Here is a 2435-nt window from a genome sequence, read left to right on the forward strand (position 1 = left end):
CTTTTTTCGAAGCGAAGAGGTCGTCGTGGAGCGTTTATCCATGCGTAAAATCCGAGAGGTACTACGCCTAAAGTTCGACGCCGGCCTGTCCGTGCGCAAGATCGCCGCCAGCTTATCCATCGGCCATTCGAGTGCAGGGGATTACCTTTGCAGATTCGCCGCCAGTGGGCTTCAGTGGCCCATCGATATTTCTGACGCGGAGTTGAATCGACGGCTGTTTCCACCGGCAGTGCCGGTGCCGACCGACCAGCGCCCAATGCCTGACTGGGCGTGGGTACACGCGGAGTTGCGCCGCCCCGGCGTCACTCTGGCCTTGCTCTGGCAGGAATATCGACTCGCTCACCCGCAAGGCTTCCAATATAGCTGGTTCTGCGAGCACTACCGCCTTTGGGTCGCCAAGGTCGACGTGGTCATGCGCCAGGAGCATCGTGCTGGCGAAAAGCTGTTCGTCGATTACGCCGGGCAAACAGCGCCGGTCATCGACCGGCAAACCGGCGAGATCCGCCAGGCGCAGATCTTCGTCGCCGTTCTCGGCGCGTCCAGCTACACCTTTGCCGAGGCCACCTGGTCGCAGAAACTGCCCGACTGGCTGGGCTCGCACGTCCGATGCTTTGCTTTTTTCGGCGGCACAACGGAGATCCTGGTGCCCGATAATCTGCGCAGTGGCGTGACTAAGGCGCACCGTTACGAGCCGGATATCAACCCCAGCTACCGCGACCTGGCCGAGCATTACGGCGTGGCCGTGCTGCCTGCTCGCTCGCGCAAACCTAAGGACAAAGCCAAGGTCGAAGTCGGCGTCCAAGTCGTCGAACGCTGGATCCTGGCGGTGCTGCGCAACCGCCAGTTTTTCTCGCTCGGCGAACTCAATACCGCCATCGCACTGCTGCTGGATCGCCTCAATCACAAGCCCTTCAAAAAGCTGCCCGGCTCACGCCGATCAGCCTTCGAGGCCATCGACCAACCGGCGCTGCAAGGGCTGCCGGAACACCCCTACGTCTACGCCGAATGGAAAAAAGTGCGCGTCCATATCGACTATCACGTCGAGGTCGATGGCCACTTTTACTCGGTGCCGTACCAGTTAGTGAAACATCAACTCGAAGTGCGGCTCACCGCCCAGACCGTCGAGTGCTTCCACGCCAACCAGCGCGTGGCCAGCCACTTGCGCTCGCTGCACAAAGGCCGCCACACCACCCAAACCGAGCACATGCCCAAGAGCCACCGCGAACACGCCGAGTGGACACCGCAACGGCTGATCCACTGGGCTGAGCAGACCGGGCCGAACACCGCTGGTGTCATCGCCTACATCCTCGAACGCCGAATCCATCCGCAGCACGGCTTCCGCGCCTGCCTGGGGATCCTGCGCCTGAGCAAACAGCACGGCGAAGAGCGGCTGGAAGCCGCTTGCCAGCGAGCGCTGGCACTGGGCGCGTGCAGCTACAAAAGCCTTGAATCGATCCTGCGCCAAGGGCTGGAACGGCTGCCGCTTGCCCAGCAAAACCTGCCTTTACTGCCCGAAGAACACATCAATCTGCGCGGCCCTGGCTACTACCACTGACCTGAAAAAGGAGCACCAAAATGCTGCCCAACCCGACACTCGACAAGCTACAAACCCTGCGCCTGCATGGCATGATCAAGGCGCTTGGCGAACAACACGCAACGCCTGACATCAACGATCTCAGCTTCGACGAACGCCTCGGTCTGATGGTCGACCGCGAGCTGACCGAGCGCGAAGACGCACGCCTGACTACTCGCCTCAAGGCCGCACGACTGCGCCATAACGCCTGCCTGGAAGACATCGACTATCGCAGTCCGCGTGGCTTGGACAAGGCCTTGATCCTGCAACTGGGCAGCGGCCAGTGGCTGCGCGACGGCCTGAACCTGATCATCGGCGGCCCAACTGGCGTAGGCAAAACCTGGCTCGCCTGTGCGCTGGCTCATAAGGCCTGCCGCGACGGTTACAGCGTGCGTTATCTGCGCCTGCCGCGCTTGATGGAGGAACTAGGCCTGGCCCACGGCGACGGCCGCTTCGCCAAACTGATGGCCGGCTACGCCAAGACCGACCTGCTGATCTTGGACGATTGGGGCTTGGCGCAGTTTACCTCCGCGCAACGGCGCGACATGCTTGAGCTGCTGGACGACCGCTACGGCAACCGCTCAACGCTAGTCACCAGCCAAATGCCGGTGGACAAATGGCATGCGCTGATCGGTGATCCGACCTTGGGCGATGCGATCCTCGACCGGCTGGTGCACAACGCTTATCGGATCGAACTGAAGGGCGAGTCGATGCGCAGACGCGCAACGAAATTGACGACGGCAGGGACTTCAGACTAACAATGCGAACCTGCGTAGCTGCGCTCCGACTGCCTGTCCGGATGAGCGTGGAACGGGTGTCCGGATGTTGGTGGGCTGAGTGTCCAGATGGCGTGGAATCCGCA

2 protein-coding genes are annotated in these 2435 nt (G+C 61.7%); both read left to right on the forward strand.

Annotated elements, in window-relative coordinates; genetic code table 11:
• The first annotated feature begins 40 nt into the window (after positions 1 to 40).
• Positions 41 to 1555 (forward strand): IS21 family transposase, encoded by a 1515-nt coding sequence (istA, locus tag KDX37_RS28955; RefSeq protein ID WP_231656600.1) that lies wholly within the window; start codon positions 41 to 43, stop codon positions 1553 to 1555.
• A gap of 20 nt (positions 1556 to 1575) precedes the next feature.
• A complete protein-coding gene (gene istB, locus KDX37_RS28960) occupies positions 1576 to 2331 on the forward strand; it encodes an IS21-like element ISPsy14 family helper ATPase IstB (RefSeq protein ID WP_231656601.1) in 756 nt (251 codons plus the stop codon).
• Positions 2332 to 2435: the final 104 nt, after the last annotated feature.

Source organism: Pseudomonas californiensis (assembly GCF_021147775.1).
Lineage (GTDB): Bacteria > Pseudomonadota > Gammaproteobacteria > Pseudomonadales > Pseudomonadaceae > Aquipseudomonas > Aquipseudomonas californiensis.

Excerpts from the sequence above, each read along its gene's own strand:
- istA (WP_231656600.1), top strand. The coding sequence starts at position 41 with ATGCGTAAAATCCGAGAGGTACTACGCCTAAAGTTCGACGCCGGCCTG.
- istB (WP_231656601.1), top strand. The coding sequence starts at position 1,576 with ATGCTGCCCAACCCGACACTCGACAAGCTACAAACCCTGCGCCTGCAT.